Below are 26681 nucleotides of genomic sequence, written 5' to 3' on the forward strand. Positions count from 1 at the left end.
CCATCGATGAGCGGGACCGAGGAAACCCTGGCCGAAATGGCGCACGGCGCGGCCGAGCGCGCGAAATTTCGCCAGATGAAGGAGGGGACCCAGGAAGACTGGGCGATCATCGGCGGCGAATACATGCAGTTCGCGCGCGGCCTGCCCGACCGGGTGCTCGATCACCTCAGGCTCCTCGACGGCGATTTCGGAGGCTTCCCCGTGTGCCGGCTCGAGCATTCGCTCCAGACCGCGACCCGCGCGCACCGCGACGGGCGCGACGAGGCCTATGTCGTCATGGCGCTGCTTCACGACATCGGCGACACGCTGGGCACCTACAACCACCCCGAGGTCGCCGCGTCGATCATCAAGCCGTTCGTGTCCGATGAAGTGCACTGGATCTGCCAGAACCACGGTCATTTCCAGGGCTATTACTACTTTCACTACCTCGGCATGGACCGCGAATCGCGTGAGCAGTTCCGCGACCACCCCTTCTTCGACGCCTGCGCCGAGTTCTGCGAAAAGTACGACCAAGCCGCGTTCGACCCCGACTACGACAGCGAATCCCTCGAGTTCTTCGAGCCAATGGTTCGCAGGGTGATGGCCCGCCCGCTGAACTCGCTCTACGCAAAGGCCGCCGAAGCGGCCTAGTCGCCCGTTTCCCGGCGGAAATGCGCGCGCCAATCGGCGCTGCCATCGCTTGCCATGAGCGCCAGGATTTGCGGCAGTTCGTCGCGCACGAACCCGGCACGCTCGTCCCACCCGTCGTGAGTGCGGGCGCGGAAGATCCACCCCCCGTGCGCGGGACCCCATCGCTCGAAGAACTCCGCCGCGGCCGCCGGATCATAGCCCGCGTTGGCGAGGAGCCAGGGCATCAGGCGGTCGGCCTCGCGTTCGGTCACGCGGATGGTCTTGCGCTTGCGGCCGACGGCCTTGAGCCAGGCGCGGTGGCCGAGCAGGTTGTGCGCCAGCTCGTGCGCGACCGCGGCGGCGAACAGATCCTCGGAATAGCCTGTGCCGGCGAACCTGCGGCCGATCAGCACGCGCTGCCCGTCGGCGAGCGCCTTGCCGCCTCCGTCGACCAGCTCGAACCGGGAGCGGCACGCGGGCAGGCCGGCAATCGCCGCCTCCCGCACCGAACCGTCCTGCCCGCGCCATGCGATCCGTACCGCGCCGTCCCGCGCCAGCGCCGCCTCGAGCCTGTCGTTGAGCCCGGCGAGCCGCTGCCAGGTACCGGCCTTCGCCGGGGGCAGCGCGGCCATTGCCTCGCCGTCGATGGCGACGATCTCGTCGCCCGCCGCAAGACCGGCCGCCGCGGCGGGCGTTCCCGGGACGACCGCCTGCACCGCGACATCGCCCGCGATCCCCGCCGCCGCGCGCATCCGGCCGGGCGCGGGAAAGCTCGCCATGTCCTGCAGCAGCAGCCCGATCGAGGGCACGGGATTGCAGAACCGCGCGTTGCCCGCGGCAAGCTTCCAGCCGATCGCCTGGAGGCGAAGATCGTCGCGTTGAAGCTGCAGCAGGCTCGCGCGGTCCTCGGCGACCCCGGCCAGCGCGGCGGCCCCCGGGAGCGCCGACCCCAGCGCGAACGCCAGCGCCAGCAACGCGGCCCGGGCGGCGCGCCCGGTCAAGCGCCCGTACGCGCGGCCTCGACCGCCTCGGCCAGCTTTTCCCGCCCGACCGCGCCGGCGAACACCCTGGTCCCCGCGACCCAGCTCGGTGTCCCGTCGAAGCCGATCTGCCGCGCAAGTTCGCGGTTCCGGGCAAGCTCGAAATCGGCCGCCCGCGAGGCGGCGAACGCACGGGCCGCGTCCATGTCGAGCCCGGCGGCCTCTGCGGCAATCTCGATTGCCCTGTCGCTCGGCGGGCCATGGGCGAACATCGCGTCGTGGAAGGCGGCGTATTTGCCCTGCCGGGCTGCGGCGAGGGCCATGCGAGCAGCGGCTTCGCTGCCTTCGAAGATCGGCCACTCGCGCATCACCACGCGCAGATCGGGGTTCGCGGCGACGAGCGCCTTCACGTCGGCAACCGATTGCCGGCAGAAGGTGCACCCGTAGTCGGTGAATTCGACCAGCGTGACGGTCCCTTCCGGGTTGCCCAGAACCGCGCCCGGAAAGGGGCGTTGCACTTCGTCGGACACGCCGGCGAGCCGTTCGCCCGCCTCGTTCGCCTGGTAGATCTCGACCATCTCCGGAAGGATTTCCGGATGCGCGAGCAGCCAGTCGCGCGTCGCGGCTCCGCCCAGTCCCGAAACCGAGAACAGCCAGGCGCCGAGAAAGCCGGACACGAGCGCGACGAGCGCGACGGGGAGGAGCGCGAGAAGACGGTTCATCGCGAACGGGGCTACTTGCGCTTGGCGGCGCGTTCAAGCTCGGCGCGTGCGTGCAACTCGATATCCTGCGCCCTGATCCAGTCAGGCGTTCCCCTCTCGAGCCCGGCGAGGGCCGCCTGAGCGCTGCGGAGCGCGTCGCCGAACCGGCCGGTCATCGCCTGCTGCTCGGCGCTTGCCAGCCGCGCGCGCGGCATGTCGCCTTCGGCGGCGTAAATAACGCCAAGCTGGTACCAGGCGAACGGATTGAACCGGTCGCGCGCCACGGCCGCGCGGAGCACGGTCCGCGCCTCCGCGTAATGGTCCGGGTCCTCGGTTGCGATCAGCGCGTGACCGAAGGTGGCGGCGATCAGTGGCTGGTTGTTCGTCGCTGCAGTGGCCTTGCGCAGCGGCGCGATCGCATCGGCGGGCCGCCCGGATTCGAGCAGCACCTGGCCCTCGAGTTCGAGGAAGTAGGGGTTGTCGGGCTGCGCGGCGATCAGCGCCCGGGTCTCGGCCAGCGACCGCTCGACAAGCGCGTCCTTGTGGAAGGCATAGGCGCGCGCATAGCGGGCGGGAAGGCTGGTGTCGGTCTCGGGATACTTCCGCAGGGTCTTCTTCGGCTCGTCGATGTAGCCGACCAGCTTGGCCTTCACGAGTTCGAAGCGCGCCTGGATGGCGGGGTCCGCCGGCTTCGACCACGCCGGGTCCGCCCGATAGACCTCAGTCAGCCGCGCGATACGGTCGCCCGACAGCGGGTGCGTCGATACGAACGCATCATCGTCGGTGGGGTTGAGCCCGTACCGGAACTCCAGGTTCTGCAGTTTCTTGAAGAAGGCGAGGCTGCCGCGTCCCGACAGGCCCGCCTTCGACAGGTATTCGGCACCCGCCGCGTCGGCCGAACTCTCCTGCATCCGGCTGAACGCGAGGTACTTGCCGAGCGCCGCCCGCTGACCGGCCATCATCACGCCCATTGCGGCCTCGCCCGCTCCCGCGGCCGCCGCGGCGGCGGCGAGTACCATCGACAGGACCGAAATCCCCGTCGCCTCGCTCGCGCCGCTCGAATTGACGACGTGGCCGCCGGTGATGTGGCCGATCTCGTGCGCGATCACCCCCTGCACTTCTTCGGCGGTGTCGGCGGCCTCGATCAGGCCCGAGTGGATGTAGACCGCCTGCCCGCCCGCGACGAAGGCGTTGAGACGCCGGTCGCCGACGAGGACGACCTCGACGCTGCCCCTGCCCAGGCCCGCCGCTTCGGCCAGCGGATCGGTCAGGTCCTGCAGCAGGGCCTCTGTCTCGGCATCGCGCAGGATCGATTGCGCCACGGCCGGTTGCGCGGTCAGCGACAGGGCTGCGAAGACGGCGAGCAGGCGGGAGAAAAAGCGCATGAACGCGTCCGGTCTAGCGGGTCTGCCGCTGAACCGGAACTGAAGCCGTCGACTTCGATCCGGTGGCGGGTGCGGTCGCGTCACGCAGGAAGCGGACCAGCGGATCGCGCACCGCGCCGCCTTGTGCGAAGGGCTTCGACAGCCCCATCACGATTCCGGCGTGGCCCATGCCGTCGTACTCATGTGTCTCGACCGGGCCGCCCGCCCTGCGGATCGCTTCCGCGAGGCTGCGCGAGTTGCGGACCCTCACCACGTCGTCCGCGGTACCGTGGAGAAGAAAGATCGGCGGAGCATCAGCCCGAACATGGTGGACCGGCTGGGTCAGTTCGGGCTCGGCCGCGTGGCCGAGCGCGTTGCGCGCCGAATCGCTGGTGAAGGGATAGAAATCGGCTGGGCCGGCGAGGCTCGCCACGCCGCCGATCGCGGCCTCGGGCACCCCCGCACCGGCCAGCCAGCGCGGATCGAGCGCGAGCATGAGAACGTTGTAGGCACCCGCCGAATGGCCCAGGAGCGCGATCCGGTCGGTCCGCGTTCTTCGCCGCCGCGTGGCCCAGCGTCCAGCGCACACCGGCGGCGGTGTCTTCGAGCATGGCCGGAAAGCGGCCACCGTCCTGCACCAGTCGATACCCGACCAGCGCGGTCGCAAAGCCCGCTTCACCCAGCGTGCGCGCCACGAACCGGTAATCGGCGGTCGCTCCCGAGTGCCATCCGCCGCCGTGGACGAACACGGCGAGCGGCCATCCGCCTGGGGGCGCGGCACCCTCGGGCACCCATAATTCGACGTTCTGGTTGGTGGCGGAACCGTAATCGCCCGCGGCCGCGAGGCGAATGCCGGTTTCGCGACCGAAACGCGCGTCGATCCACTCGAGCGTCGCCGCCGAGCCCTGCGCAACCGCCCAGCGCCACAGTCCGAAGCCCGCCAGTGCGAGCAGTCCCAGCGCGAGCGCAAGACCCATCAACCATCCCTTTCCGCTCATTCCCCGCCTTCCTTGCGAACCGTTTTCACGATCTGCGCGGTCTCGCCGGTGGTGGATATCCCGATCGTGCGCAGGAACGCGTTGCCGCTGGCGAAATCATCGCCCAGCCATAGCGGCACTCCGGACGCCTCGATCAGCGCCTTGCCGGCGATCTCCTCCGGAGAAAGCGGTCCTGACCCGGTGCGGATGAACACCGCGGCGATCCGGCCTGGGTTGGCCTGCACCGTATCGGCATAGGCGGGAAGGTCTCCCTGCGTATCGTCGCCGATCAGCGCGAAGCGCAGGTCCGGATAGAACGCCAGCAACTTGTCGAGCGATGCGCGCTTGTGCGCCCCGTGGCTGGCCGAGCCGAAGGTCGCGCGATCGAGGCCCCAGTCGCGCAGCAGCAGCGGCCCCAGCGGAAGTCCGCGGCTTTGCTGGAACGCGACAAGGTAGGAGAACAGGTTCCACGGAGACGACGAGATGTAGAAGAACGGCCGATGCGTCGCGCGGTAGTGGGTTCCCGCTCCTCCGGGTCTCGCGAGCACCAGCCCGCCGCCCAGCGCGCCATAGAAGCTGTCCGCACCGGGCACCGCGATCCGCTCGTCGGGCAGTTCCGCCAGCACGCGGCGCCAGTTCTTCGCAACCGACCGCAGGCCTCCGGTTATCCCGGTCTCGACAATCGTGTCGTCGATGTCGGAAATCACGGCGAGGTGCGTCGCCGTCCCTGGGGCGAGGACGTAACCGTCGATGCACTGCGCGCCCTCTACGGTCAGCCAGTGGAAGCAGGCGACCTCCCACGCCGGATCGCTCTCGAGCGGCCAGGCAGGGTCAAGCGGCACGTCGAAATGGACGTAGCCTTCCCGGTCGGTCACGGCCTGACGGTCGATCGTCGTGCCGGACGGGCTTTTGAGTTCGAGCCGGACGGCGAGGCCAGGCACCTCGCGCGAGGCGAACTGGGCGAGCATCGTGCGCACCGCGTTCAGCCGGCCGCGTTTCTCGAACCGCGCACGATGCGGCTGCGCGATGCGCATCGCGCGTGCCGAGATCGTCAGCCGCGTAGCGCTGCGATAGCCGAAATAGGGCTGTATCCGGACGGGCGCACGGTCGAAAAGAGCCATTCGCTCCGCGCTAGCGAGCGGCGCGGCCCGATTAAACCCCTATCTACGAACGCGCACGTTCAAGCGACGAGCTTCCTGGCTGCCTTCTCGACGAGGGCGGCATCGGCGATTTCGCCCAGCACGACCACCTCACCGTCCACCCGGCGGATCATCACCAGCGCGAATTCCTCGCCCTCCTGCGCAATGTCCTCGAAGCCGAGCGGCGCGATTTCGCGCAGCTTGCGTGCCAGCGCCTCGCGCGGGGTCTCCCGCGCGGTTTCGTCGCCTTCGTCGGCCCGGCGCAGCGCGCGCTCGGCCTGGACCACGCCCTTGAGTCCCCCCTCGGCCTGCCCGAGGAAGCCGGCGAGCGCGCCCCGTTCGATACCGAGGCGGTGTGCGTGGGTGAGGACGGCGGCATATTCGGTGAGGCGCGTCTTGTCGTAGTCGGCGCCGAAAACCAGTTTGACCACCGGGGTCATCGGCGCGCGGTCCTGCATCGTCAGCCCGCTATCGGCGATGAGCTCGGCGAACTCCGCGGGCTCGGCCTCTGCTGCAAGGCTGACATCGTAGGCGCGGCCCACCGCGGCATAAAGGGCGGTGCGGCTGCGATCCTCGCAGCTCCGCGCCGCAAGCGCGAGTTCGCGCGCCTCGGCCAGGCAATCGTAGAGGCCGCCCGTGTCGGCAGGTCCGGAAACCACCGCTTCTGCCGCATCGGCTGGACCTTGCGCTGCCTCGACGGTGACCGGCCTGGCGGCATCTTCGGCCACTTCCTCGTTCAGCTCGAACGGCTCGTCCCGGGCATCGTCGATACCCTCCGCCGGATCGGGCTCGGACGGCTGCGTGGGTCGGGCAACCAGGTGCGGGATGGCGGCGTCGCCTTCGTCCTCGCCGAAGGCGACATCCGGGAGCGCACCGAGCGGCGTCGGCCGGTTGAGCCACTTGGCCACCGGGTCCTCGTCGGCGTCGTAATCCTCCTCGTCGTCCTCGTCGAACCCGCTGGCAACTCCGGCTCCGCCGCCGAGGCCCAGCAGCGACGCGAAGCGGCTGGGGCCTTCCGGCTCGTCGTCGACGGCCTCGATCGCCTCGTAGAGGTCGGCGTCCTCGTCCTCGTCGGCACCGTCGTCGTTTCCGAAAGCGGGTTGCGGAAAGGGATCGGCGGGGGCCGGCTTGATCGCGAGCGGCGACGGGGCGTCGAGCCGAACGGGGGGGGCGCCAGCCTCTCCCGGCGTGTCCGCGCCGGGACCGTCTGCCCAGTCGGTAACCGGGTCGGCGCGGTGCGGGCGGCCATCGTCCGCCTCGAGCGCCTGGTCGATCTCGAGCAGCAGCTCGTCGCTGGTCAGCTGATCGGCCATCTGCTTCCAGTTGATCACGCCGTAGATGAAGTCGATCGTGTCGTCGTCGCTCGAGAACGGCAGCAGGATCCCGCGATAGAGGATCGTGGCTCCGCGCTGGTTGACGAATTCGGCTTCGAACCCGATCGGCGCCTGGTTCGCCAGGATCTGCATGTAGTGATCGGTGATGCGCGTCAGCAGCGAACGGTGCGGGACGTCGCTCAGCTTGTCGATCGCTCCAGCGATGTCGCATTCCTCGGCCAGCTGATCGCCGAGGAATCGGATCGCGGGGTCCTCGATCCCGTTCGTAAAGTCGAGCAGCACCGAATGGGGCCCGAAATCGGGCAGGGCATCGGGCTCGAGGTCCTCGATCGAGGGAAAGTTGCGGTCCGCGAGCAGGCTCGCCCAGTGGTTGTAGGCACGCACCTGCATCCGACGCTCGTCCTGGCCCACCGGGCTGGGCGGCGGCTCGTTACCGGCCTCGTCGTCGCCAGGCCCGTAATCGGTCCCTTCGCCGCCGAAATCGGCTGCTCCCAGATATCCCCGCAGGTTGTCCATCGCTTGTCGCTACCCCCGTTGCACAGGTGCGCCAGTGCGCGCCCGTTGCGATCGGGACCGGTTTTGCCGGGGCGTGGTAAACATCCCGTTAAGTGCGTCGCGAGGTTTTTCGCGCCAGCCGCGCTGTCGCGGCCGCGAAGTTTACAGGATGTAGCGCATCCGGATGGTGAGACTCAGATCCTCGTTGCTCACCGGGAAGGCCGCGTCGGCAAACGCCGGAGGCGCCATCCGTACGGGCGCGTCGCGCGAGAACCCGAACCCTTCCCGGGGCATCATCCCCATCGCGCGGTCGGCCTTGCCGTTGGCGTTCTCGTCATGAAGCAGCGCGATCGCATACCGCCCCGGAGTCACGCCCTTGAAGGTGAGCGTAACGCCGCCCTCGCTCGCCGGGACGATCGCGCGATGGGACTGCGGATCGCCCGCGCACTTGGGAAAACGCGCTGCATCGGTGGTCATGCAGGCGCGCACCACGCCCTTGTCCGACCGCAGGTGCGTGACCGATACGGTCACGGTCGGGGACGGCGCGGCCGCCCCGAGCAACATCGCTGCGGCACCGAGCGTCAGGGCTGCGCCAGCCCGCGATCGGTTCCGCAAAGCCGGTCCCAGAAACGAAAATACAGCCCGTAATTGCATTGGTAGAGATCGTGATGCCGTTGATGGTGGCTGGCGGTTATCAGCCATCCGCCCAACTTGGAATGAACGAGCCGCCGGGGAAACATCTCCCATCCCATGTGATTGGTCACGCCCATCACGGTCATGACCGCGAGCACGACGCCGAGCATCGCGACGTGGATGGGCACCAGGAAGACGAGCGCCGGGATCACCACCGCGCCGGTCACGGCTTCCCAGGGGTGGAAACTCATCGCCGCCCACGCAGTTGGCGGGCGACTGGCGTGGTGGACCGCGTGCATGGCCTTGAACGGCTGCGGCCGATGCATCCACCGGTGCGTCCAGTAGAACCAGGTATCGTGCGCGGCGAGATAGACGAGGACGCTGACCGGCAGGTACCACAAGGGCCAATCAGCCCAGTCCGAATAGATCCGGGTCCATCCGCGTTCCTGCCAGCCCCACGCGACGACCCCTGCGGGAAGGCCATAGACCGCCGCCGAAGCGAGCGACCAGCCGATCTCCCGGCGGATCTGCGCGCCGAGCCCGGAGTACTGCCCGGGCCGCACGCGCGACGTGGCCCATGCGAACGCTCCGCTCGTGACGAGATAGCGCACGGCGACGATCGCGGTCATCGCCAGCGCGGAGAGGATGACGGTCAGCAGCATCGCCGCGCGGGTCTACGCGCGAGGCCGGCCAATTGCCAGATGACCCGGACTAGATGCCCTGACCCCACGGCGCGCAATGCGGGTCGGCGGACACGACCTGACGGCGCAGCGCGGCGCGGGCCAGCCGCTCGACCTCGACCTTCCGGCGCGCGGCGGCGAGCGGGTGGCTGGGCGCGGGGCGGACGATCTCGGCGTCGTAGCCATCGGCCACGATCACCCCGCAGCAATCGGGCTGGAAGTCGAACCCGTCGAGGATCGTGCGGTCGATCCCCGGTGGCACGCCCCAGTAGAAACGGTCGCAGAAGTCGAGGTAGTCGGGCCACTTGCCGTCGCCGACGAGATCGGCGCGGCTGACCTTGATCTCGACGATCACGATCCGTCCCTTGGGATCGACGCCCATGAGGTCGGCGCGGCGCCCGTTGCGCAGGGGCATTTCAGCAAGGCACCAGATGTCGTTGCGCGCGAACAGCCGGCAGATCCCGCGCGCGACGGCGATCGCGTCGTGACGGTCGGCTGCAGGGGCGAGAGCGGACGAATCGGCCATCGCCCCTGCCTGGAACGAAAAGGGAACCCGGTCAAGGCGGCGGGCACGTGTCCGGTCGCCGCCAGGTCCTGCCGCGCCGCTAGCGCCCGGTCTGGCCGGGCGGCTCGCGGCGGGGCACCAGCGCAAGCAGCGCGGCGCGTGCCCGGTGATATTCGCGCCATAGCGTCAGCGCGGCGGGAACCGGGTCCTGTCCGCGCGCCGACACGGCGAGCAGTGCCCTGACGCCAGGAGTCATCATCGCCGCAAGATCGGCCAGGCCGTTCGCAGCCAGTTCCAGCCGCCAGCCGCCGGCTTCGGCGATCGCCGAAGGAAAGTCGCGAACCTCGGTGCTCGGGCTCTCCGAGACCAGCCCGGCGAGCGTGGCGACCGCGTTGGCCGCGTCCTGTAGCGCGGTCCACTGCGCGTCCATCGATGCCAGGGGACGCGGCACCACGCCGTCTGCACGGGCCAAATCGGTCGGGATCGCGTTCATCGTGACCCGTTCGTTAACCCGAGTCGCTTGCCAAATCGCTAATGCGGACGCGAAGGGTGGAAAAGCCCGCGACTCTGCGCCAAGGCCGCTGCCGACAACGCTCGCAATGAGGAATTCACGCATGGGTCGCATCACGGTCATCTCGCTTGCCGCACTGGCGCTTGCCGCTTGCAGCGCACAGCGCGAGCCGGTGGCCAGCACCGGGGCCTCCGCCGGGGCCGAAGCCGGCAACATCGACGCGCTGTTCGACGCCTATGACCGGCGCCAGCTCGAGCTGTCTCCCCAATCGAAGGCCTATCGCGGAATCCGCGACGAGGATTACGGCAAGTGGGGTGATTTCTCCGACGCGGGCGCAGCGGCGCAGCAGGACCTTCTCCAGTCGACCGCCGAGCGGATGCGCGCGGCCTATTCACCGGCCTCGCTCTCCGCTGACGACGCGCTCAGCTACCGCCTGTTCGACGCAATGGCGAAGCGCAGCGCGCGGTCCTATCCGTTCCGCGAATACGGGTACGTGTTCGACCAGATGAACGGCGCGCAGAGCGACCTGCCGGCATTCCTCATCAACATTCACTCGGTTTCGGACCGCGACCAGGCTGAAGCCTACATCGAGCGGATCGCGGGCCTCGGTCCGGTGCTCGACACGCTGACCGCCGAATCGCGCGAGCGTGCCGCCAGCGGGGTCATGCCGCCGCGCTGGGTCTACCCCTATGTCATCTCCGATATCGAGAACCTGCTGACCGCGGGCACCGGCAACGCGGTGCTGACCGACTTTGCGGGCAAGGTCGGCAAGCTCGCGATCCCGCAGGCCGACAAGACCGCGCTCGAGGCACGCGCGCAGGCTGCCTGGACCGCCTCTGCGCGGCCCGCGTACGAGCGCCTCCTTTCGGAGATGAAGCGCCAGCAGGCGATCGCGGGCACCGACGACGGGGTGTGGCGCTTTCCCGAGGGGCGCGCGTATTACGACGCGCTGCTCGCCAACTACACCACGACCGACCTTACCGCGGACCAGATCCACGATATCGGCCTGCGCGAGGTGGCGAGGATTCACGGCGAGATGCGCGCGATCATGCGACAGGTCGGCTTCGCCGGCACGCTCCAGCAATTCTTCGAGCACGCCCGGACCGATCCGAAGTTCTTCTTCAAGACGCGCGAGGACTACCTCGCCGCGGTCAAGGCGGTGCAGGACAGGATCGAACCGGTCCTGCCCCGGTATTTCCTGACGCTCCCCAGGGCGCCGCTGGTGGTCAAGCCGGTGGAGGCGTTTCGCGAACAGAGCGCCGGGAAGGCGTTCTACCAGAGCCCGGCACCCGACGGGTCGCGGCCGGGCACCTATTACGTCAACCTCTACCGGCTCGAGGACATGAGCCGCAACGAGCTCGAGGCGCTGTACTACCACGAAGGGCTGCCGGGCCATCATCTCCAGCGCGCGGTCCAGACCGAGCTGGGCGACGACATTCCGGCCTTCCGGCGGTTCGGCGGGGTGACCGCCTATACCGAGGGTTGGGGTCTTTATGCCGAGGAACTGGGCAAGGACATGGGGTTCTATACCGATCCCTACTCGGACTTCGGCAGGCTGGGGATGGAACTCTGGCGCGCCGCGCGACTGGTGGTCGACACCGGCATCCACTCCAAGCGCTGGAGCCGGGAACAGGCGATCGATTACCTCAAGCAGAACACGCCCAATCCCGATGGAGACATCCGCAAGGCGATCGAACGCTACGTGGTCTATCCTGGGCAGGCGACCGCCTACATGATCGGCAAGCTCAAGATCATGGAACTGCGCGAGGAGGCCCGCCGCGAACTCGGCCCCGCGTTCGACATTCGCGCGTTCCACGAAGTCGTGCTGGCGAGCGGACCCGTGCCGCTGTCGATCCTCGAGGAAAACGTCGACGCCTGGATAGCCGCCACCCGGGGCGAGTGAGGGAAGCCGGGGCGAACGCGCCTTGCGCTCCATCGGCCGCCCGATGCCGGTTCGCTGCCGCGATGAACTGCCCTGTTGACCCCTGCCGCGCCGTCGTGGTCTAACGAAGGGGCATCAGGAGTGGGGCGTGTCGCCCTCGCCAACCTGCCAAACCGGGCAAGGTGGCTCTCGCGATGAGGATGCGGCCGATGGCAACCAAGCGGTGTTATTTCCTCGTGCGCGTGACCGAACTCCTATCGCAAGGGAGTAAAGGCACATGGATTGTTACTGGAAACCGGGCGATCTGGCGCTGTGCATCAAGCACGGCCGCTGGCGCGATCGGGCAACGGGCGAATACGTCGATCACGGACCCCGGGCGGGCAGCATCAACCTCGTCCGCGCCGTGGGGCGAAGCGACTTCCCGGATCGGCGGCTCGCGACGACACTCGTGCTCGCCGAATGGCGGCACAACCATTATGCCGCCGACCGCTTCGTGAGGTTGGATTCGGGCGCAAGCGTCGAATCGCTTGCAGAGCACCGGGTTGCGGAATCGATTGCCATCGGTGTGGAGGGATGACGCCGGGTTCGCTGAACCTCGCGAAAGAATTGTCCGATCCGAAGCGAACCGGTACCGCGGCCTGCCCGCTGCGCGGTGCGCCAGGCAAACCGCGCGGCCCCAGCATGCCGCACAAGCAACGGCGCGGGCGAAAACCAGAAACGCTGAAAGTGCTGGCGCACCCGACAGGATTCGAACCTGTGACCTCTGCCTTCGGAGGGCAGCGCTCTATCCAGCTGAGCTACGGGTGCCTTGGTCGCGGGCGCTTAGCAAAGCGCAATGCAGTGCGCCAGCGACTTGTCGATCGAGGGGCGTCAGCCCGGGATTACCGCGCTCGCGCCCTGGCCGTCGCCTTCGGGCGCGGCGATGATGTCGCGGGTCACGCGGCCCTTGGCGACCGTGTTGGTCTGCGGATCGCCGACCGCGGTGCGGATGCCGGGTTCGGCGACGCCGGCGCGGTCGAGCGCGCTGGTCTCCACCGCGCTGCGGGCGGCGGGTCCGCCGAACAGCGCGTCGAGCGCCTGCTCGGCAGCGGTGCCTTCGGTCGGTCGCGGCGCGCCGGGGGCGGGCGGCTCGAGGCTGAAGTCGGGCGGCACCACCAGCGGCGCCTGCCGCTGCACGGCGAACTCGTCGGGACGGTCGCGGTTGAGGATGCCGCCGCTGCCGCAGCCGGCGAGCATGGCAGTCGAAAGGGCGATGAAGGCGATCTTGCGCATGGGGTCTAGCTCTCGTTTCCGAGTTTGGGGGCCGGGTCGGCCGGTTCGTCGGGTGCCTTGTCGCGCACGAAGAACGATCGGGCAAGGATGATCAGCACGCCGATGGTGATGGCCGCATCGGCGATGTTGAAAATGAGGAACGGACGGAAGTCGCCTAAGTGCAGGTCGAGGAAATCGACGACGTAGCCGTACTGGTAGCGGTCCTTGATGTTGCCGAGCGCGCCGCCGAGGATCATCGCCAGGGGCACGATGTCGGCGAGCTTCCTCTCGCGCACGAGCCACACCGTGACGATCGCCGCGATCGCGGCGGTAACCCCGACGAGAATCCAGCGCATCTGGTCCGTATCTGCGGTGAACATGCCGAGCGAGACGCCGTAATTGTGCGTCAGCGTGAACTGGAAGATCGGCAGGAGGTAGTGCGACTGGCCGAGGGCGAGCCCGAGGTCGTAGAGGATGTAGTTCTTCGTCGCCTGGTCGGCGGCGAACAGCAGGACCGCGATGACAAGGCCGATCAGCCGGTTGCGGGTCAGCACGCTCATGCGGGCATCTCTTCGCCGACGACGTCCGCGCAGCGCGCGCACAGGCTGCCGTCCTCGTCCACTTCGGGCAGCAATCGCCAGCAGCGGCCGCACTTGTGGTCCTGGGTCCGGGTGACGGTCACCTCGTCCCCATCGCTACGGCGGACTGTCGCGGTGATGAACAGCTCGGCCAGAGCGGCGTCGGTGAACCCGGACGGCACGGCGGAGGCGGGCACGGTGACTTCGGCCTCGAGGCTCGAGCGAACGATCTTCTCGCGGCGCAGCGGCTCGACCGCCTCGGTTACGCGCTCGCGCAGGTCGCGGACCGCATCCCACGTATCGTCCGACGTCTTCGCGCGCTCGATCGTCGGCCACTCGAGGAGGTGGACGCTTCCGCGATCCGGATAGCGCGTGCCCCAGACTTCCTCGGCGGTGAACACGAGCACCGGGGCGGCGTAGCGGACGAGCGCGTGGAACAGCGTGTCGAACACCGTCCGGACGGCGCGGCGCCTCGTGCTGCCGGGCGCGTCGCAATAGAGCGAATCCTTGCGGATATCGAAGTAGAACGCCGACAGGTCCTCGTTGCAGAAGTCGATCAGCGTGCGGACGTAGGTGTTGAAGTCGTAGGTTTCGGCCGCTTCGCGCAGCGTGGCATCGACACCGCCGAGCATCGCGAGCACGTACCGTTCGAGCTCGGGCATCTCCTCGACCGGCAGCGTTTCCGCATCGTCCCACCCGTCGAGCGCTCCAAGCAAATACCGGAAGGTGTTGCGCAGCTTGCGGTACTGGTCGGCGACGCCCTTGAGGATCTCGTCGCCGATGCGGTGATCCTCGGTGAAGTCGACCGAGAGCGCCCACAGCCGGATGATGTCCGCGCCGTAGGTCTCCATCACCTTGACCGGATCGACCGTGTTGCCGAGCGACTTCGACATCTTCATGCCCCTGGCGTCCATCGTGAAGCCGTGGGTGAGGATGCGGTCGTACGGCGCGCGGCCGCGCGTGGCGCACGATTCGAGCAGGCTCGACTGGAACCAGCCGCGATGCTGATCGGACCCCTCGACATAGATGTCCGCCGGCCAGGACAGGTCGGGCCAACGCCCGCTGTCGAGCACGTAGGCGTGGCTGGTGCCCGAATCGAACCACACGTCGAGGATATCGGACACCGGCTCCCACTCGTCGTGATCGTGGGCATCGCCAAGGAAACGGTGCGCGGTCTCGGGCGTCCAGGCGTCGATCCCCTCGGCGCGCACCGCCGCGACGATGCGCGCGTTGACCTCGGGGTCGACAAGGTAGTCGCCGGTCTTGCGGCTGACGAACAGCGTGATCGGCACGCCCCACGCGCGCTGGCGGCTGAGCACCCAGTCGGGGCGGCCCGCGACCATCGAACCGATGCGGTTGCGCCCCTTTTCCGGGGTGAACTGCACCCGCTCGATCTCGCGCAGGGCGATCTCGCGCAAGGTCTCGCCCTCTCCTTGCGCGGCGCGGATCGCGGCTTCCTCGGCGCAGCGCGGCACGTCGCGATCGATCTTCTTGTCCATCGGCACGAACCACTGCGGGGTGCAGCGGTAGATGACCTTGGCCTTCGAGCGCCACGAGTGCGGGTAGGAGTGCGAATAGGAACCGTGCGCTAGTAGCGCGCCAGTTTTCACCAAGTCTTGAAGGATCGGGCCGTCGATCGAATTGAATTTGGGGTTGATTACGCTGCCTTGCCCGCCGAGCCAGCCCCAGTCCGCGCGATACTTGCCGTCGCCTTCCACGGCGAACTTCGGCGTCAGGCCGTGTGCCTTGCACAGGTCGAAGTCGTCCTCGCCGTGGTCGGGCGCCATGTGGACGAGTCCGGTGCCGCTGTCGGTGGTAACGAAGTCGCCCGGCAGGAACGGCCGTGGCTCGGCGAAGAACCCGCCGAGGTGGTGCATCGGGTGGCGGGCGAGGGTGCCGGCGAGGTCGGAGCCTGTACCAGACCATTCGAGGTCGTATACCACGCCAGCGGCGCTTCCGCCGAGACTGAGCCCCTCACCACTGAGAGCCGGTTCGGGCGCCCTGATGTCTTCAAGCCGGGCCAAAAAGGCCCCGGCAAGAGGCCGCGCGACCAAGAAGCGGCGGTCACCTCTTCGAACAAGTGCGTACTCAATCTCAGGCCCGTAGGCGATCGCCTGATTCACCGGGATCGTCCAAGGCGTCGTCGTCCAGATCACCGCCTGCGCGCCGACCAGTTCGGGGATGGGGCTCTCGACGATCTCGAACGCGACGTCGATCTGGGTCGAGACAATATCCTCGTACTCGACCTCGGCCTCGGCCAGCGCGGTTTTTTCGACCGGGGACCACATCACCGGCTTGGCCCCGCGATAGAGCTGGCCGCTCGTCGCGAACTTGAGCAGTTCGGCGACGATCGTCGCCTCGCTCTCGGGCTGCATGGTCAGGTAGGGATTGTCCCAGTCGGCCATCACGCCGAGGCGCTTCAGCTGCCCGCGCTGCACGTCGACCCAGTGCTGCGCATAGGCGCGGCATTCGGCGCGGAATTCGAGCAGCGGAACTTCGTCCTTGTTCTTCTTCGCCTTGCGGTACTGTTCCTCGACCTTCCACTCGATCGGCAGCCCGTGGCAGTCCCACCCGGGGACGTATGGCGCATCCTTGCCCAGCAGGTTCTGCGTGCGGCAGACCATGTCCTTGATCGCGTGGTTCAATGCATGGCCGATGTGGATCGCCCCGTTCGCGTAGGGCGGGCCGTCGTGGTACATGAACTTCGGCCGGCCCCGCCGCGCATCGCGTAAGCGTTCGTAGAGCTTCTCCGCCTCCCACTTCGCGGCGATGACCGGCTCCTTCTGCGGGAGCCCGGCCTTCATCGGAAAGTCGGTCTTCGGCAGGAAGACGGTGTCGCGCCAATCTCTCGATTGATTTTCACGCTGGGGCTTGTCGGCTTCGCTCATGGCGAGAGCGCCGCTAGCGGAAGGCGGCGCTGTAGGAAAGTTTTTGGTTCACGCGAGCAGTTCGCGCGCCCTGTCGCAATCCTTCGCCATCTGCGCCCTGAGCGCGTCTAGATCGTCGAACTTCGCCTCCGGCCGCAGGAAATGGCGGAACGCGACCTCGATCTCCTGCCCGTACAGATCGCCCGAGAAATCGAAGAAATAGGGTTCGAGCAGTTCCTTGGGCGGGTCGAACGTGGGACGCACGCCGATGTTGGCCGCACCCTTCAGCTCCTGCCCGGTCGACAGAACCTTTCCCGTCACCGCGTAGATTCCGAACCGCGGACGCAGGTAGCCCTCGAGCGGGAGGTTGGCGGTCGGGTAGCCGATCTCGCGCCCGCGCTTGTCGCCGTGCTGGACCACGCCGCGGATCGCGAAGGGGCGGGTGAGCAGGCGGCTCGCGGTCTCGCAGTCGCCCGCCTGCAATGCCTCGCGCACCCGGCTCGAGGATACCGGTTTGCCGCCTTCCGTGACCGGAGGAACCGCGCGCGTCTCGATACCGACCTCGCGGCCCAGATCCCCGAGCACCTGCCGGTTGCCGCCCCGGCCCTTGCCGAAGGTGAAATCCTCGCCTGTGACCACGCCCGCGGCGCCGATCCGCTCGTGCAGCAGGACTTTCACGAAGTCCCCGGCGGTGGTGGAGGCGAGTTCGCGGTCGAAGTGGAATACCAGCATCGCGGTCGCCCCCGCGGCGAGGTAGAGCTCCTGCCGCTGCTCGAGCGTGGTCAGCCGGAACGGCGGTGCATCGGGCGCGAACAGCCGCACGGGATGGGGGTCGAAAGTCGCCACGATGCTCGGGCGCCCCTCGTCGCGCGCCCACGCGATCGCCTCGCGGGCGACCGCCTGATGGCCAAGGTGAAACCCGTCGAAGTTGCCGAGCGCGATCACCGACCCGCGCAGGGATTCAGGGATGCGGTCGCGGTGGTCGAGCCATCTCATCGCGCGGCGCCCCTCGGCTCGATTCCCGACCGGATCACCCGCAGAGCGTTGAGGCCCATCGCCTTGCGGATCTCGCTTTCCGAAAACCCTTCGTCGAGCAGCGCCTGCGTTATCTGCGTGAGCTGGCCGGTGTCGAAGCGCACCGTGGTCGCCCCGTCGTAGTCGCTGCCGAGCGCGACGTACTCGATCCCGACGAGGTCGCGCACGTGCTTCATCGCCCGTGCGGCCGCGCGCGGGTCGGTCGAACACACCGCGCCCTCCCAGTAGCCAATGCCCACCACTCCTCCGGTTCTGGCGATCCCGCGAATTTCCGCGTCGGTCAGGTTGCGGTTGACCTTGCACGTCGCCTGCACGCCCCCGTGGCTCGAAACGACCGGGCGCGTCGCCATGGCCAGGATGTCGGCCACGCAGGCGTGGCTGCAATGCGCGACGTCGACGATCATGCCCAGTTGCTCCATCCGCCCGATCGCCTCGCGCCCCTTGTCGGTCAGCCCGCCCTTGTCGAGGCCGTGCATCGAGCCGGCCAGATCGTTGTCGAAGAAGTGCGTGGGGCTCGCCATGCGGAAGCCGGCGGCGTGGAGTTTCTCGAGCCGGTCGAGGCGGCCTTCGAGGTTCTGCAGGCCCTCGATCGACAGCAGCGCGCCGACGGGGCGGTTCCGGCCGCCGCCCGGGGCGAGCAATGCGTCGATGTCGGCGGCCTGTCCGACGACCGCGAGGCGCCCGTTCGAGCGCCGCGCGGCGTCGGCGAGCTTGGAGGCGTGGTGGAGCGAGCGGCGGTAGAGCGAGGTCCACGTCCGGGGCGGCTGGAGCTGCGCGAAGACCAGCGGGGTGATGTTGTCGGTGTCGCCCGCGTTGGCGTCGTAGTTCTGTCCCTTGGGCGTCTTGGTTACGCTGGAGAAGACCTGCAGCGCAACGTTGCCGCGCTCGAGCCGGGGCAGGTCCATGTGTCCGCGCTCTCCGTCGGACAGGATGTCGCGCTTCCACAGCAGGGTGTCCGAATGCAGGTCGACGATGGTCAGCGTCGCGTGCAGCGCCTTCGCCTCGGGGGAGACGGGGACCAGCGGCTTGCCGTCCACCTTGTTCATCGCGTTCTCGGCCAAGCCGGGGCCGAGCGTGAACAGTCCGGCCAGCGCGGTGCCGAGGACAGCCACCAGGAACCACGACCATCGCTTCATAGAATGCGCTCCAGCCGCACGAAGCTGAACGCCGGCGTGTCGCCCGCGGCGGGATGATCCTCGCGCCATGTCTCGCGCCAATCGCCACCGAAGGGCGGCACACGGGTTTCGCCCGCGACATCGGCATGGACCTCGGTCAGTTCGATCCGGTTGGTGTGGGGCAGCATCAGGCGGTAGATCTCGGCCCCGCCGACCACCGAAACCTCGTTATCGCCGGCCAGGACGAGGGCCTCGTCCGCGGAATGGGCCACCTCGGCTCCTTCGGCCGCCCACTGGCGGCTCCGCGTGAGCACGATGTGCCGCCGGCCGGGCAGCGGCCCGCCCATGCTCTCGAAGGTCTTGCGGCCCATGATCATCGGCTTGCCCATCGTCAGCGCCTTGAACCGCCTGAGATCGGCCGGGATGCGCCAGGGCAGGGTCCCGTCCCTGCCGATCGTTCCGTTGTCGGCGCGCGCCAGGATCGCGGTGACCCGCCGCGTCATCCCCGCGGCCACACGCGGGTCACGTGGCCCATCTTGCGCCCCTCGCGCGCCTCCGACTTGCCGTAGAGGTGGAGATGGGCGCGGGAATCGGAGAGTAGCGCATGGGCGGCCGAGACGTCGCCGACGATGTTGTCCATCTCCGCGCGCGACACGACCGTGGCGGTGTCGCCCAGCGGGAGGCCGGCGATCGCGCGAACGTGGTTCTCGAACTGGCTCGTTGCGGCGCCCTCGATCGTCCAGTGTCCCGAGTTGTGCACCCGCGGCGCCATCTCGTTGAACACCGGCCCCTCCCGGGTCGCGAAGAACTCGAGCGTCAGCACGCCGATATAGCCCAGCGCGTCGGCGACCTTCTGCGCGAGGTCGCGCGCAGCCTCTACCTGGGCCGCGACTGCGTCGCACGGCGGCCAGACCGAGCAGGAGAGGATGCCGTTCTCGTGGCGATTCTCGGTCGAATCCCAGAACCTCACGTCGCCGCCCGCGTCACGTACGAGGATGACCGAAAATTCGGCTGCATGCTCTACCCAGCCCTCGTACACGCACGGCGCTTGCGGCAGGCGGATCGCCTCCGCATCGCGCGGCGAGTGCACGCGCCACTGGCCCTTGCCGTCGTATCCGTCTCGGGCGGTCTTGAGCACGCCCGGCGTCCCGATCCGGTCGAGGGCGCGCGCGAAGTCATCGGCCGAATCGATCGCCGCGAAGGGTGCCGGACGACCGCCCAGGCCCTCGACGAAGCGCTTTTCCTTCAGCCTGTCCTGCGCCGTCTCGAGCGCACGCAGCCCGGGCGCGATGCGGCCCTCGAGGAACTGCAGCGGCGCGGTGGGCACGTTTTCCCATTCGAACGTGATTGCGTCGCAGGCGTCGGCGAAACGGCCGAGCGCCAGCGGGTCGGTGAAGGGCGCGACGGTGACCGCTGCCGAAACCTCGGCCGCGACGCTGTCGCGCTCGGGCGTGTAGACGTGGCAGCGATAGCCAAGCCGTGCCGCGGCCATCGCCAGCATCCGGCCGAGCTGGCCGCCGCCCAGGATCCCGATCGTTCCCCCGGCTCGAAGCATCAGTCCTGCGGTGCCTCGCTCACCGCCGCAGTGCGCGCGGCGCGCCAGGCCTGCAGGCGCCGGGAAAGTTCCTCGTCGGAAACCGCGAGGATCGCAGCCGCCATCAGGCCCGCGTTGGTCGCCCCCGGTTCGCCGATCGCGAGCGTTCCGACCGGCACGCCCGCGGGCATCTGCACGATCGAGAGCAGGCTATCGAGCCCTTTCAGGGCCTTCGATTTCACCGGCACGCCAAGCACGGGAAGGTGCGTGAGCGCGGCAATCATCCCGGGCAGGTGCGCCGCGCCGCCGGCGCCCGCGACGATGACCTTGAAGCCCTCGTCCGCCGCGCCCTTGCCGAAGCTGTGGAGCCGGTCGGGCGTACGGTGCGCCGAGACGATCCGCGCCTCGTGGCTCACGCCCAGTTCGTCGAGCACCTCTGCGGCGCACCGCATCGTGTCCCAGTCCGACTGGCTGCCCATCACGATGGCGACCTGTGGCGCGGCGTCTGCCATTCGATCAGGTGTCCTTGAGGTAGCGCCGCTCGCCCGGCGTCATCGATGCGTCGAACTCGTAGACGATCGGCTGTCCCGTGGGAATCTCGAGCGAAGTGATGTCCTCGTCAGAAATGCGCGAAAGGTGCTTCACCAGCGCGCGCAGGCTGTTGCCGTGCGCCGCGACGACGACCGTTTCGCCCTCCGCGAGGCGCGGCACGATCGCACTCTCCCAGTACGGCAGCACGCGCTCGATGGTCAGCTTGAGGCTTTCGGTCCGCGGCACGTCGATCCCGGCGTAGCGCGGATCGGCGGCGAGGTCGTAATCGCTGCCAGCCTCCATTTCGGGCGGCGGCACGTCGAAGCTGCGGCGCCAGACGTGCACCTGCTCGTCGCCGTGCCGGTCGCGGGTTTCCTGTTTGTCGAGGCCGGTAAGGCCCCCGTAATGCCGCTCGTTGAGCCTCCAGTCCTTGATCTCGGGGATCCACAGACGGCCGCACGCCTCGAGCGCCAGGTGCAGCGTCTTGATCGCGCGGGTCTGGAGCGAGGTGAAGGCGACAGTCGGCAAAACGCCTTTTCGGGCGAGCAGTTCACCTGCGGCCGTCGCCTCGGCCACGCCCCTCTCGGTCAGGTCGACGTCCCACCAGCCGGTGAAGCGGTTTTCCAGGTTCCACTGGCTCTGGCCGTGGCGGATCAGGATCAGCGTGGACAAGCGCGGCAGCTCCTTCTGGCTTCGGGAGCACCCGCCCCTAGCCGCGCTCCCCGTCTTTGGAAAGACTGGGCTTTTGCGCGGCCAGTTCGCGCGACTGCGCCTTGCGCCGCCGCAGGTTCTCGCGCAGCTTTTGTGCCAGGCGTTCTTCGCGGGTGAGTTTATCGCCTTCGGTCATCGCATTCGCAGCCTTGCCGCTGCGCCTTCCGCTTGACAAGAGAGGGGCGCCCTGTAAGGCGCGCCCGCTCCCCGCTGCGGCACCATCCGCCGCGGGCCGACCGATGGTCACGCTGCTGTAGCTCAGAGGTAGAGCACTCCCTTGGTAAGGGAGAGGCCGAGAGTTCAATTCTCTCCAGCAGCACCATCATTTCAAAGACTTCGCGGAGCTGCGCTCTGCATCCATGAAACCGGCATGAAAAACGGGGGTGGACAGAGGCGGTCAGTTTACGGGCCGATCCTGCCCCGATCGCAGCGCATCGAATCGCTCCGCAATCGCTTTCCACAGATCGAAGCCGCACGTCTCACCAGCCAACGCGAGTTCCCCCAGCTTCTCGGCGATGAAGCGCGGGCCGTCGGGGCCGTGGTGTTTCTCGACCCAGAGGGCCAGCGCCCACAGTTCGCGCTCGCGGGTCAGCATCGCGAGAGACGCTGAGAGCGGGTCCTTACTGCATAAAAGGAACGGGGCCCCAGTGACCGAAGCCAACTGGAGCCCCTACTCACGCCTAGCTTGTTATCGCCGGACATGTTGCCACTCTCGTGGACTTAGGCCTGATGCCTGAGAAGGCAGCGCAGGAACGGGACTTATATAGGGCAAATGCGATGAACATACAATTACAATCCGAGCGCCAATCTCACCCTCGCGCGCACTTCGTCGAGATCGACCGTCGATAGGGCCAGCTTCTCAAATAGGCGAATATCAGTCACCGGGTGACGGTAGTGGGGGCGCGACAATCGATCATAGCAAACAGTTGCCAGCATATCGCAGGCCGCCCATCGAGGCCCATCTCCCCATGACTTGCAAACGAGTTCCACTTTGTAATTCCAGTCCTCTAAGGGTTCCGGACATGTTGCGGACAGTGGGACAACTGTCGCCAGATTGTCGCGGCGCTTCAGCTTGGGGGAAATCACGATGCATAACCGCCGCTTGACCATTTCGGGCGGCTTGAACCCCGTCGAATAGTCGCAGATCAAAATGTTCCCCGGCGCGGGATGAAACGGTAGCGCCTTCATCCCGCGCCTACAGAGGCTTCGGAACTATGATCAACAATTCCAAGCCTATTTCCGAGACGGCGGAGGAGACGGCGTGGGCGTGGGCGGTGTTGGAGGCGGGGGTGGTGGAGTTTTCGCTCCGTCGTCGATCTTGCGATATTCGCGCTCAGGTTCTTTGGCCATAGCGCCCAAGTATCCTAGGGGAAGAGCGTGAGCAACGACTTTGCATCTTTCAAAGACCTGCCAGCCGATCTGCAACGTGAGGCTCTTCGTGAGGGTGAACTGCGGCTGCAAGCGCAATTGGCAGTCGCCACTTCTGCCGATCAGCGAGCATTGACGTGGGCCGGACTAGTTCTTGTCGCTGTGACCGGCTCGCTTGGTGGCGGCGTTGCCTTGCTCGGCAAAGAATCTCCCGACTTTGGCTTGGCAACATTCGCCCTCACCTTCGCGTCATCAATGATGGGCGCTGCATGGCGGGCCCTTGCTACTGTCCAGCCCGGATTATTCTGCCTACCTGGCAACAAGCCGAGCAACTGGCTTCCCGAACATTGGGACGGCGCTGGGACCGAGAACAGATGGGCAGTGATCGCGCGAACCGAGCAGGCGGAGCAGATGTCTCGTCACATCGAAGAGAACGCACAGCGCGCGGCGCATAGAGCGCGGGAAATGCAGGCGTCATTCGCCATCGTCGGCAACACGCTCTATCTGGCGGCGATTGCGTTCTTTGGACTGCTGGCCTTCCGCTATTCCACTGCGGCCTGACCGACTTCGATGCTCCGCGTCGTCATCGACACCAATAGTCTCGAAACAGACGAGCTTCGGCATCTTCTCGAGGCAGATCCGGGTAATCGTGCCGTCATTCCCGAACATATTGCCTCCGAAATATTCAGGCCCGGGTCGGTCGAGGCCGTCATATCGGCATTCTCGGTGGTGAAGGACTTTCCGACCCAAGTGATTATGCTGTGGAGCAACAGTCGCGCAGCGCGCGTCGATCCCAGAACGGGTGCTATCGCAAACTGCTTCATCGATCGGGAGGCTACCCGCGCCTTCCCAGAGTTCTGCGATACTCTGATAAAAGCGGCTAATGGCCACCGCGGCTACCGACAGCAACTCCTTCGGAGGCGCGAATGGGCGTTGGAGAGAGCCAATAGCGTCATGTCGGCGCTCGGGGATCAATCGGAAGCACTCGAAGAGATACGCTCGAACTTCGACGAATCCGACCTCAGAAAGCTCGCACGCGGCGAAAAGCTTTCAGACCTAGCTCGGGCTACGATCTTTCAACTCACAAACACTCTAGCAAACGATCAACTGCGCTCCCTGTCGACAAGGGGTCTGGTTGGGGAGCCGCATCGCTACAATCAGTTCGCGTGGCGGTACTCGCTTTGCCATGTCATTCAGCTCGTCGAGATGGTGCGGAAAGGTGCTGTTAGAAGGAAACCTGAGAAGGCTCGAAATGACCATTTCGACACTGTGGTGGCGACCTTTGGAACCTACTTCAACGGCGTGATGACTAACGACAAAGGACCGATCGCCACTCATCATATTGCTCGGATCGTCCTGAAGGCGTTAGGGATGCCACTTGCTATCGACTATCTCGACAGCGACCACTTTGCCGCGATGATTGCGGACTAGCGCAACATCTCCCGAACATCTCACCCATCGAAGTCGTCCCAGTCGCCGCCAACCAACCGGTGATCATCCCCGAACTGAGGCGGGGCAACGGAAGGGCAGGGAGCCTGACACTAGGGACACTAAGCCCGCCATCTGGAGGAACCGACGAGACTCTCATCTCTGCACCATTCCGCTCAGTTTGGGCGCTGAGAAATACCCATTGAACCCACCGTGCAGGTGCGCGTCATGGACGAGCAGCCGCGCGTCGGGATCGTAATTGCGGACCTGTGAACGCAGCCAGCGACGAATGCGACAGGCTTGGCGATGCGGTTGCCGACGCCCTTGGCGAAGTCATGGACATGCCAGCGCCCGACCTTGCCGCCCTCAGGTGGAAGCTGAACCAGTTCCGCGACGAACGAGACGGGATCCTTCAAGGCTACACGGCCAGCTTCACCGACCAGACCTTTGCGGACATGGCGCGATTGATGCCGCCAGCCGCCTAGTCACGCCACCCCCCGCCTGACATCCTACGGCCCCTTGCAGCGATGCGGGGCCGTTTTTTGCGGTCGCAGCATTATGGCACCTAGCCGTTAAAACCATAGATTGGTTGGCACAAAGGATTCGCGAAGAACGTCGCTTCTCGCTAAATTGCGTCAACGGCCGTTTGTCCGACTCGGGGTAGTCTATGCCATTCGACAAGAATAAATTCGCACGACATCTTGAAGATAATGCGCTGCCTGGCTTTGGTGCGGGAAAATGCGCAAAGTACGTTCGGGAGGCCTTGGTCGCCGGAGGTCTGAACACCGCTGGAAACCCTTTGTCTGCCAAAGACTACGGACCATTTCTTGAGGGTCTTGGCTTTGCATCCCACACGAAGACTTCGCCCTATTCGCCGGAGAAGGGAGACATAGTCGTGCTGCCAGCCAATGTGGGGTCCACCCATGGGCATGTCGCGGGCTATGTTGGTTCGAAGTGGGTATCCGATTTTGTTCAAACCGACATGTTCGGTGGCCCTAGCTATAGAAAGGCGGGCATTTTTGAGGTTTTCCGTTACCGCTAGCCTTGCCTCAGCAACGCTGATCTTGACAGGTCTCGCGACCAGTTGCGCGCGACCTGAGTTTGCTGCGTCAGCGGCTGCTTCGACTGTCTTACATGATCCACTTCTTGGCCTGTCTTTCGAACCCAACTCCACCGGCTTTGAGCCCGCACCGCCGGAACTCAACCAAAGGTGCCCCGAGTTGGCCAATGAGCGATATTTTCAGCAACTCTGGGTGTTCGCGGAGGCAGAGCAAGCCAATCAACGTTATTTGATTGTTGCTGGACAATTCACTCCTCGAATTGCGGGCCTGGAAACAATTGAGAATGCGCAAGGGGCACTCCTCAGACTAGGACGAGAGGACTGCACCCTAATTGGTCCAGCCAAAGAAATCTTTTTGATGCCTGATGCGTATGATGTGGTGCCATCTTCCGTCCATTTGACCTTGGCACAAGACGCCGCAAAACGGCTGGCTCGTGCACATGGCGGGGTAGAGGGGCTTGCCGCTGCAATGCGCAGTCAGAACGTGACCAGCGGTCACCTGCCCCCTGTTATTGCCAGTGCCATCGCGGATTTGCCTGATCCGGCTGACTAATCCAATCCCGGGGACGGAACCGCTGATTCCGGTTTGCGATCCGACAGGAAGCTAGTCCGAGAGGCCATCAAGCATGGCGTTGCCCTCAGTAAGGACCGCGCGCAGCCCCGCCATGATCGCAAGGTTCTCTGCCGAATAGCGGCCGTGCTTGCGGGCGTTCTCATTCCCTGGCCTCGCTCCCGACCCCGCCGCGCCGCCGTGCATGCGGCAGCGCTTCCGCCCCCTGACCGCAGGAGACTGGCACTCCGTTCCCTTGCGGGTCTTGGCCAAGCAGCGCGGCGCTTGCGCTAATTGCTGCGGTTGCATGGGCTTGTCCCGCCGATCTTTCATCTACCCCCCCTGTCTGGATAGTATCGGTCACCACGGTCTGACCGCCGTGTCGGTTGTCGATGTGCACGTGTTTGACGACCTGTTCGCCGCCTCGCTGGAGCCTGGCCAGGGTCTCAGCCTGACGGGCGAAGGTGTTGAGCAGCCGGTTCGCGAGGTTCCCCATCTGGGTAGCCTGATCGACATATTCCGACCGCATCGACATATTGAGCGCCTTGAGCGCTGCGGCGTGGGTTGCCGCCATCTGGGTCAGCAATGTGCTTTGCACGGTATCCTGCGCGCCGCCCCCGGTGACGAACGCAAGGTCCGCCATCAGGCCTTCCGTGTTGAGCGACTTCCGCGCACGAGCCGCCTTTGTCAGATCCTCAATCCTGCCGTTCGTAAATTCCGCCGAACCGCTGCCGAACGTTTCGATCGTTCGCATTGCTGACAACGTGACGTTTGTGCCCTCTGGCGAGCGGATCACCGTGCAATCTTCGGATTGCTCGACCTCCAGTCGCGGAGCGACGGGCA

Annotated in this window: 32 protein-coding genes, 2 tRNA genes, 1 pseudogene and 1 riboswitch; of the genes and pseudogenes, 10 read left to right on the plus strand and 25 right to left on the minus strand. The window is 66.6% G+C overall.

The window, feature by feature from the left end; all coding sequences use genetic code 11:
• The first annotated feature begins 6 nt into the window (after positions 1-6).
• Positions 7-630: an HD domain-containing protein gene (locus ACPV3N_RS09000; protein WP_440116791.1), complete on the plus strand. Its 624-nt coding sequence runs from the start codon at positions 7-9 to the stop codon at positions 628-630.
• On the opposite strand, the gene ACPV3N_RS09005 is transcribed toward ACPV3N_RS09000, so the two are convergent.
• From ACPV3N_RS09005 to ACPV3N_RS09055, 11 genes and pseudogenes are all read right to left on the minus strand, one after another.
• Entirely contained in the window at positions 627-1610 is a 984-nt protein-coding gene (locus ACPV3N_RS09005) for a PDZ domain-containing protein (RefSeq protein WP_440116793.1), read from the minus strand. The genes ACPV3N_RS09000 and ACPV3N_RS09005 overlap by 4 nt on opposite strands.
• Positions 1607-2311, minus strand: a complete 705-nt coding sequence (locus ACPV3N_RS09010) for a DsbA family protein (RefSeq protein WP_440116795.1) — start codon at positions 2309-2311, stop codon at positions 1607-1609. Before ACPV3N_RS09010 ends, ACPV3N_RS09005 begins: the two co-directional genes overlap by 4 nt.
• An 11-nt stretch (positions 2312-2322) precedes the next feature.
• On the minus strand, positions 2323-3675 hold the full coding sequence (locus ACPV3N_RS09015; RefSeq protein WP_440116797.1) for a M48 family metalloprotease: 1353 nt from the start codon (positions 3673-3675) through the stop codon (positions 2323-2325).
• 13 nt (positions 3676-3688) lie between these two features.
• Positions 3689-4243, minus strand: a complete 555-nt coding sequence (locus ACPV3N_RS09020) for an alpha/beta hydrolase (RefSeq protein WP_440116799.1) — start codon at positions 4241-4243, stop codon at positions 3689-3691.
• 16 nt (positions 4244-4259) lie between these two features.
• Positions 4260-4652 (minus strand): annotated as a pseudogene (locus tag ACPV3N_RS09025) (alpha/beta hydrolase); the annotation flags it as partial.
• Positions 4649-5752, minus strand: coding sequence for a phosphatase domain-containing protein (locus tag ACPV3N_RS09030; RefSeq protein ID WP_440116801.1), 1104 nt, complete (start codon positions 5750-5752; stop codon positions 4649-4651). The gene ACPV3N_RS09030 and the pseudogene ACPV3N_RS09025, both read right to left, overlap by 4 nt.
• A 59-nt stretch (positions 5753-5811) precedes the next feature.
• On the minus strand, positions 5812-7620 hold the full coding sequence (locus tag ACPV3N_RS09035; RefSeq protein WP_440116803.1) for a PAS domain-containing protein: 1809 nt from the start codon (positions 7618-7620) through the stop codon (positions 5812-5814).
• A 141-nt stretch (positions 7621-7761) separates the two neighbouring features.
• Positions 7762-8163 carry a DUF2141 domain-containing protein gene (locus tag ACPV3N_RS09040; RefSeq protein WP_440116805.1) on the minus strand — a complete coding sequence of 134 codons (402 nt, stop codon included), beginning with the start codon at positions 8161-8163 and terminating at the stop codon, positions 7762-7764.
• Positions 8164-8180: 17 nt separating this feature from the next.
• Positions 8181-8894: a sterol desaturase family protein gene (locus ACPV3N_RS09045; protein WP_440116807.1), complete on the minus strand. Its 714-nt coding sequence runs from the start codon at positions 8892-8894 to the stop codon at positions 8181-8183.
• A gap of 49 nt (positions 8895-8943) precedes the next feature.
• Positions 8944-9438 carry an MmcB family DNA repair protein gene (locus ACPV3N_RS09050; protein WP_440116809.1) on the minus strand — a complete coding sequence of 165 codons (495 nt, stop codon included), beginning with the start codon at positions 9436-9438 and terminating at the stop codon, positions 8944-8946.
• A gap of 79 nt (positions 9439-9517) precedes the next feature.
• Entirely contained in the window at positions 9518-9910 is a 393-nt protein-coding gene (locus ACPV3N_RS09055) for a hypothetical protein (RefSeq protein WP_440116811.1), read from the minus strand.
• Between the two features lie 121 nt (positions 9911-10031).
• Here ACPV3N_RS09055 and ACPV3N_RS09060 point away from each other — a divergent pair, with 121 nt between their 5' ends.
• Positions 10032-11831, plus strand: a complete 1800-nt coding sequence (locus ACPV3N_RS09060; protein ID WP_440116813.1) for a DUF885 domain-containing protein — start codon at positions 10032-10034, stop codon at positions 11829-11831.
• Between the two features lie 106 nt (positions 11832-11937).
• A riboswitch (SAM-I-IV-variant riboswitch) is annotated at positions 11938-12040 on the plus strand.
• 47 nt (positions 12041-12087) lie between these two features.
• On the plus strand, positions 12088-12387 hold the full coding sequence (locus tag ACPV3N_RS09065; RefSeq protein WP_440116815.1) for a hypothetical protein: 300 nt from the start codon (positions 12088-12090) through the stop codon (positions 12385-12387).
• 153 nt (positions 12388-12540) lie between these two features.
• Here ACPV3N_RS09065 and ACPV3N_RS09070 read toward each other — a convergent pair.
• The 11 genes from ACPV3N_RS09070 to ACPV3N_RS09120 all read right to left on the minus strand — a co-directional run bounded on the left by ACPV3N_RS09070 (position 12541) and on the right by ACPV3N_RS09120 (position 21568).
• Positions 12541-12617: transfer RNA gene (locus tag ACPV3N_RS09070), tRNA-Arg, on the minus strand.
• 63 nt (positions 12618-12680) lie between these two features.
• The gene (locus tag ACPV3N_RS09075; protein ID WP_440116816.1) at positions 12681-13082 is read right to left on the minus strand and encodes a DUF3035 domain-containing protein; all 402 of its coding nucleotides are present in this window, start codon (positions 13080-13082) and stop codon (positions 12681-12683) included.
• A 5-nt stretch (positions 13083-13087) separates the two neighbouring features.
• Positions 13088-13621: a signal peptidase II gene (gene lspA / locus ACPV3N_RS09080; protein WP_440116818.1), complete on the minus strand. Its 534-nt coding sequence runs from the start codon at positions 13619-13621 to the stop codon at positions 13088-13090.
• A complete protein-coding gene (ileS, locus tag ACPV3N_RS09085) occupies positions 13618-16527 on the minus strand; it encodes an isoleucine--tRNA ligase (protein WP_440116820.1) in 2910 nt (969 codons plus the stop codon). The genes lspA and ileS overlap by 4 nt, the downstream gene beginning before the upstream one ends.
• Positions 16528-16575: 48 nt before the next feature.
• Positions 16576-17502 (minus strand): bifunctional riboflavin kinase/FAD synthetase, encoded by a 927-nt coding sequence (locus ACPV3N_RS09090; protein ID WP_440116822.1) that lies wholly within the window; start codon positions 17500-17502, stop codon positions 16576-16578.
• The gene (locus ACPV3N_RS09095; RefSeq protein WP_440116824.1) at positions 17499-18677 is read right to left on the minus strand and encodes a dipeptidase; all 1179 of its coding nucleotides are present in this window, start codon (positions 18675-18677) and stop codon (positions 17499-17501) included. Before ACPV3N_RS09095 ends, ACPV3N_RS09090 begins: the two co-directional genes overlap by 4 nt.
• Positions 18674-19159 carry a dihydrofolate reductase gene (locus ACPV3N_RS09100; protein ID WP_440116826.1) on the minus strand — a complete coding sequence of 162 codons (486 nt, stop codon included), beginning with the start codon at positions 19157-19159 and terminating at the stop codon, positions 18674-18676. The genes ACPV3N_RS09095 and ACPV3N_RS09100 overlap by 4 nt, the downstream gene beginning before the upstream one ends.
• The gene (locus ACPV3N_RS09105; protein ID WP_440116828.1) at positions 19156-20211 is read right to left on the minus strand and encodes a 5-(carboxyamino)imidazole ribonucleotide synthase; all 1056 of its coding nucleotides are present in this window, start codon (positions 20209-20211) and stop codon (positions 19156-19158) included. Before ACPV3N_RS09105 ends, ACPV3N_RS09100 begins: the two co-directional genes overlap by 4 nt.
• Positions 20211-20702 carry a 5-(carboxyamino)imidazole ribonucleotide mutase gene (gene purE, locus ACPV3N_RS09110; RefSeq protein ID WP_440116830.1) on the minus strand — a complete coding sequence of 164 codons (492 nt, stop codon included), beginning with the start codon at positions 20700-20702 and terminating at the stop codon, positions 20211-20213. The genes ACPV3N_RS09105 and purE overlap by 1 nt, the downstream gene beginning before the upstream one ends.
• A 4-nt stretch (positions 20703-20706) precedes the next feature.
• Positions 20707-21393, minus strand: a complete 687-nt coding sequence (gpmA, locus tag ACPV3N_RS09115; RefSeq protein ID WP_440116832.1) for a 2,3-diphosphoglycerate-dependent phosphoglycerate mutase — start codon at positions 21391-21393, stop codon at positions 20707-20709.
• Positions 21394-21430: 37 nt separating this feature from the next.
• Complete coding sequence (locus tag ACPV3N_RS09120) at positions 21431-21568, minus strand: hypothetical protein (RefSeq protein ID WP_440116834.1); 138 nt, start codon at positions 21566-21568, stop codon at positions 21431-21433.
• A 111-nt stretch (positions 21569-21679) separates the two neighbouring features.
• On the opposite strand from ACPV3N_RS09120, the gene ACPV3N_RS09125 reads away from it, so the two are divergent.
• A tRNA-Thr gene (locus ACPV3N_RS09125) sits at positions 21680-21754 on the plus strand.
• A 75-nt stretch (positions 21755-21829) separates the two neighbouring features.
• Here the strand turns inward: ACPV3N_RS09125 and ACPV3N_RS09130 are convergent.
• Entirely contained in the window at positions 21830-22027 is a 198-nt protein-coding gene (locus ACPV3N_RS09130; protein WP_440116836.1) for a DUF6961 family protein, read from the minus strand.
• Between the two features lie 194 nt (positions 22028-22221).
• Positions 22222-22620: a type II toxin-antitoxin system PemK/MazF family toxin gene (locus tag ACPV3N_RS09135; RefSeq protein WP_440116838.1), complete on the minus strand. Its 399-nt coding sequence runs from the start codon at positions 22618-22620 to the stop codon at positions 22222-22224.
• A gap of 189 nt (positions 22621-22809) precedes the next feature.
• On the opposite strand from ACPV3N_RS09135, the gene ACPV3N_RS09140 reads away from it, so the two are divergent.
• The 5 genes from ACPV3N_RS09140 to ACPV3N_RS09160 all read left to right on the plus strand — a co-directional run bounded on the left by ACPV3N_RS09140 (position 22810) and on the right by ACPV3N_RS09160 (position 25841).
• Positions 22810-23361: a hypothetical protein gene (locus ACPV3N_RS09140; RefSeq protein WP_440116840.1), complete on the plus strand. Its 552-nt coding sequence runs from the start codon at positions 22810-22812 to the stop codon at positions 23359-23361.
• A 9-nt stretch (positions 23362-23370) separates the two neighbouring features.
• A complete protein-coding gene (locus ACPV3N_RS09145; protein WP_440116842.1) occupies positions 23371-24231 on the plus strand; it encodes a hypothetical protein in 861 nt (286 codons plus the stop codon).
• A gap of 266 nt (positions 24232-24497) precedes the next feature.
• The gene (locus tag ACPV3N_RS09150; protein ID WP_440116843.1) at positions 24498-24713 is read left to right on the plus strand and encodes a hypothetical protein; all 216 of its coding nucleotides are present in this window, start codon (positions 24498-24500) and stop codon (positions 24711-24713) included.
• Between the two features lie 182 nt (positions 24714-24895).
• Positions 24896-25270 (plus strand): hypothetical protein, encoded by a 375-nt coding sequence (locus tag ACPV3N_RS09155; RefSeq protein WP_440116845.1) that lies wholly within the window; start codon positions 24896-24898, stop codon positions 25268-25270.
• Entirely contained in the window at positions 25248-25841 is a 594-nt protein-coding gene (locus tag ACPV3N_RS09160) for a hypothetical protein (protein ID WP_440116847.1), read from the plus strand. Before ACPV3N_RS09155 ends, ACPV3N_RS09160 begins: the two co-directional genes overlap by 23 nt.
• 51 nt (positions 25842-25892) lie before the next feature.
• Here the strand turns inward: ACPV3N_RS09160 and ACPV3N_RS09165 are convergent, their stop codons facing one another.
• Positions 25893-26171 (minus strand): HGGxSTG domain-containing protein, encoded by a 279-nt coding sequence (locus tag ACPV3N_RS09165; protein ID WP_440116849.1) that lies wholly within the window; start codon positions 26169-26171, stop codon positions 25893-25895.
• Between the two features lie 46 nt (positions 26172-26217).
• Between ACPV3N_RS09165 and ACPV3N_RS09170 the strand changes: the two genes are divergently transcribed.
• A complete protein-coding gene (locus ACPV3N_RS09170; RefSeq protein ID WP_440116851.1) occupies positions 26218-26598 on the plus strand; it encodes a hypothetical protein in 381 nt (126 codons plus the stop codon).
• Positions 26599-26681: the final 83 nt, after the last annotated feature.

Origin of the sequence: Tsuneonella sediminis, from assembly GCF_051912845.1 — a bacterium.
GTDB lineage: Bacteria > Pseudomonadota > Alphaproteobacteria > Sphingomonadales > Sphingomonadaceae > Tsuneonella > Tsuneonella sediminis.